We start from the raw sequence: 4,335 nt of genomic DNA, 5'->3' as shown, positions 1-4,335 counted from the left end.
GGCTTTATGCAGCCATCGCGTGACTTGACGCTGCTGGCAGCACTCGCAGTGTTGGTTGCCTTCTGTTCGGCCTCGCAGGATATCGTGTTTGATGCCTGGAAAACCGATGTACTGCCGCCGGAAGAGCGCGGCAGCGGCGCGGCGATTACCGTGCTGGGCTATCGTCTGGCGATGTTGATTTCGGGCGGGCTGGCGCTGTGGTTAGCGGATCGCTATCTCGGCTGGCAAGCCACTTACTGGCTGATGGCGCTGTTAATGGTGCCGGGCCTGATCGCCACCTTGCTGGCGAAAGAGCCGGAGATGCCGGCGCGCGAACCGCATTCGCTTCGCCAGGCTGTGACATTCCCGCTAAAAGACTTTTTCCAGCGTAACAACGCATGGCTGCTGATCACGCTGATTATCCTTTATAAGCTTGGCGATGCGTTTGCCGCCTCGCTCACCACCACTTTCCTGATTCGCGGCGTCGGTTTTAGTGCTGGCGATGTCGGCCTGGTGAACAAAACGCTTGGCCTGCTGGCCACCATCATCGGCGCGCTGTACGGCGGCGTGCTGATGCAGCGCCTGAGTTTGTTCCGCGCCCTGATGATTTTCGGCGTGCTGCAAGCGGTGTCGAACTTTGCTTACTGGTTGCTGGCGGTGACGCCACCGCACTTGTGGAGCATGGCAAGCGCGGTGTTTATTGAAAATCTGTGCGGCGGCATGGGTACTGCGGCCTTTGTCGCGTTGTTGATGACGCTGTGCAACAAATCCTTCTCAGCAACGCAGTTCGCGCTGCTCTCTGCCCTCTCCGCCGTGGGCCGTGTTTACGTTGGTCCCGCCGCCGGTTGGCTGGTTGAACTATGGGGCTGGCCGACCTTCTATGCCTTCACCGTGTTTGCTGGCGTACCGGGATTGCTGCTGTTGTGGCTGTGTCGCGGTACCTTGCACAGCATGCAGCAGAGCGGGGAGTTTGTGATGCGCAGCTTGTGGCCGCAAGGTTACCGCTGGACGGTGCGTCTGTTCAGCATCGGCTGCGGCTTGCTGGCATTGTGGCTGCTGGCATTAGCACTCAATGCCAGCGGAGTTTTGCAGATCAATGCGCTGCTCACGCCAATGTTTGAAGCCGGAATGGCATTTGCGCTGTTGGCTGTCGCACTCGGGGTTATTTTGGATAGTTTGGCATTAAAAAAAGCGGCGCGGGAAAATCTGGGTTAAGTAAGCCAATTTCCGTGACGAAATAATCGGCTAAAAAATATCAGTCGCCGATTTTACCAATAGCATTTTTTTTAAAGCGAATTAGAAACATTAAATTAACAACTACTGGCGAATATTTAAATCCGGTGCGCAATTACTTTGTATAAAAGACATCGCTGAAATGATGCAGAATTGTTAAATAAATGAGTATTAAGAGTACGGTTTATACTTTCCCTGATTTTTCTGCGGTTTCTACCATTGGTTTTTGTTATATTGATGCCAACTGCTTGTCGCAGTTAATAATTTGTCACCCTGCGTAACATCTGTGACACCCTTAGCAAAAGGTGTCAACAGCCTTCTGACACATCCTTAAGCTGGTTTACACTGCATAAACCTTCCCGTAAAATGCGCGCACACTTAAACGACAATAGAGCCCTTTGTCATTGAGGTCGTTAAATGAGACTCAGTAAATACAATAAAAGTTTGGGGATTTTGTCATTAATTGCAGGCGCTGTATTACTCAGTGGCTGCGATAGTGCGTTGTTAAATCCCAAAGGACAGATTGCACTGGAGCAACGTTCGTTGATTCTGACAGCTTTCGGCTTGATGATGATCGTCGTTATCCCGGCAGTCTTCATGGCAGTATTCTTTGCCTGGAAATATCGGGCAACCAATACTAACGCAACTTATAGCCCTAACTGGTCACACTCGAACAAAGTGGAAGCCGTGGTCTGGACCATTCCGATCCTGATCATTATATTCCTCGGCGTTTTGACCTGGAAATCAACCCACGCGCTGGAGCCGAGCAAACCGCTGGTTTCTGACGTTAAACCGGTTGAGATCGACGTAGTGGCACTGGACTGGAAATGGCTGTTCATTTACCCGGAACAGGGTATTGCAACCGTTAACCAGATTGCCTTCCCGGCAAACACTCCGGTGAACTTCAAGATCACCTCCAACTCCGTGATGAACTCCTTCTTTATTCCTACTCTCGGCAGCCAGATCTACGCCATGGCCGGTATGCAGACCAAACTGCATCTGATCGCCAACGAGCCAGGAACATTTGACGGTATCTCTGCGAACTTCAGTGGTCGTGGTTTCTCTGGCATGAAGTTCAAAGCCATTGCAACTAAAGACGATGCGGAATTCCAGCAGTGGGTTGCCAAAGTTAAAGCGGCACCTAACGCGCTGAACACCATGGATGATTTCGAGAAACTGGCTACGCCAAGCGAAAATCACCCGGTGGAATATTTCTCTACGACGAATCCAGAACTGTTCAAGCAAGTTATTGATAAGTTCAAGATGAGCCACGGGAAGATGGACATGCCAGAGCATAAAGGCATGGACATGAGTCACGCCGCTTCCGCGGGAGCCGAGGAATAATACGATGTTCGGAAAATTAACACTGGATGCAGTGCCATACCACGAACCCATTATCGTGGTTACGGTCGCCGCTATCATTTTAGGTGGTCTGGCACTGGTTGCTGCGATTACCTATTTTGGTAAGTGGCAGTACCTGTGGTCAGAATGGTTCACCTCCATCGACCACAAAAAACTGGGTATCATGTACATCATCATGGCTTTCGTCATGTTGCTGCGCGGCTTTGCCGATGCGGTAATGATGCGTACCCAACAAGTGATGGCTTCCGCTGGGGAAGCCGGCATACTACCGCCGCACCACTACGACCAGATCTTCACCGCTCACGGCGTGATCATGATCTTCTTCGTGGCGATGCCATTCGTGGTAGGTCTGATGAACATCGCGGTACCGCTGCAAATCGGTGCACGTGACGTTGCCTTCCCGTTCCTGAACAACCTGAGCTTCTGGTTTACCGCGATCGGTGTGATCCTGGTGAACATCTCTCTGGGTGTGGGCGAGTTCGCACAGACCGGCTGGTTGGCATATCCGCCGCTTTCGGGTGCGGAGTACAGTCCTGGCGTCGGGGTCGATTACTGGATCTGGAGTCTCCAGCTGTCCGGTATCGGTACGACACTGACCGGTATCAACTTCTTCGTTACCATTCTGAAGATGCGTGCACCGGGCATGGACCTGTTCAAAATGCCGGTATTCACCTGGGCATCACTGTGTACTAACGTCCTGATCATCGCTGCGTTCCCGGTACTGACCGTTACGCTGGCACTGTTGACGCTTGACCGTTACCTTGGCTTCCATTTCTTCACCAATGAAATGGGCGGTAACATGATGATGTACGTCAACCTGATTTGGGTCTGGGGTCACCCGGAAGTGTACATCCTGGTTCTGCCGGTGTTTGGTGTCTTCGCTGAAGTCACTGCTACCTTCTCTAAAAAGCGTCTGTTCGGTTACACCTCTCTGGTGTGGGCGACCATCGCGATTACCGTCTTGTCGTTCATCGTTTGGCTGCACCACTTCTTCACCATGGGTGCGGGCGCGAACGTAAACGCCTTCTTCGGTATCATGACGATGATCATCGCTATCCCGACCGGCGTGAAAATCTTCAACTGGCTGTTCACCATGTATCAGGGTCGCGTTGAGTTCCACTCAGCGATGCTGTGGACCATCGGCTTCCTGGTTACCTTCTCGATCGGTGGTATGACAGGTGTTCTGCTGGCGGTTCCGGGTGCGGACTTCATTCTGCACAACAGCCTGTTCCTGATCGCACACTTCCATAACGTGATTATCGGTGGTGTGGTGTTCGGTTGTATGGCTGGCGTAACCTACTGGTTCCCGAAAGCATTCGGCTTCACGCTGAATGAAAAATGGGGCATCCGCGCGTTCTGGTTCTGGATCATCGGCTTCTTCGTGGCATTTATGCCGCTGTATGCGCTGGGCTTCATGGGTATGACGCGTCGTATCAGCCAGGACATCGATCCTCAGTTCCACTCACTGCTGGTCGTTGCAGCAGGCGGTGCGGCGCTGATCGCTTGCGGTATCCTGTGCCAGATTACCCAGTTCTACGTTTCTGTGCGTGACCGCGACCAGAACCGCGATCTGACCGGTGACCCGTGGGGTGGACGTACGCTGGAGTGGGCAACCTCTTCACCGCCGCCGTTCTACAACTTTGCTGTTATCCCGCATATCCACGAGCGCGATGCGTTCTGGGAAATGAAAGAGAAAGGCGAAGCGTACAAGCAGCCAGAAAAATATGAAGAAATTCATATGCCGAAAAACAGCGGCGCAGC

3 protein-coding genes are annotated in these 4,335 nt (G+C 52.5%); all 3 read left to right on the top strand.

The features are described 5' to 3' along the window. Window positions 1–1,194: AmpG family muropeptide MFS transporter (locus RTY00_RS20730; RefSeq protein WP_312665935.1), on the top strand; the 1,194-nt coding region annotated here is incomplete at its 5' end. Between the two features lie 435 nt (window positions 1,195–1,629). Then, window positions 1,630–2,556 carry a cytochrome o ubiquinol oxidase subunit II gene (gene cyoA / locus RTY00_RS20725; RefSeq protein WP_008103941.1) on the top strand — a complete coding sequence of 309 codons (927 nt, stop codon included), beginning with the start codon at window positions 1,630–1,632 and terminating at the stop codon, window positions 2,554–2,556. Window positions 2,557–2,560: 4 nt separating this feature from the next. After that, window positions 2,561–4,335 (top strand): cytochrome o ubiquinol oxidase subunit I (gene cyoB / locus RTY00_RS20720; RefSeq protein WP_312665932.1); only part of this gene is annotated, 1,775 nt, incomplete at its 3' end.

This window comes from Pantoea sp. CTOTU49201 (assembly GCF_032054795.1).
Lineage (GTDB): Bacteria > Pseudomonadota > Gammaproteobacteria > Enterobacterales > Enterobacteriaceae > Pantoea > Pantoea symbiotica.
This window is presented reverse-complemented; position numbering and strand designations above follow the sequence as displayed.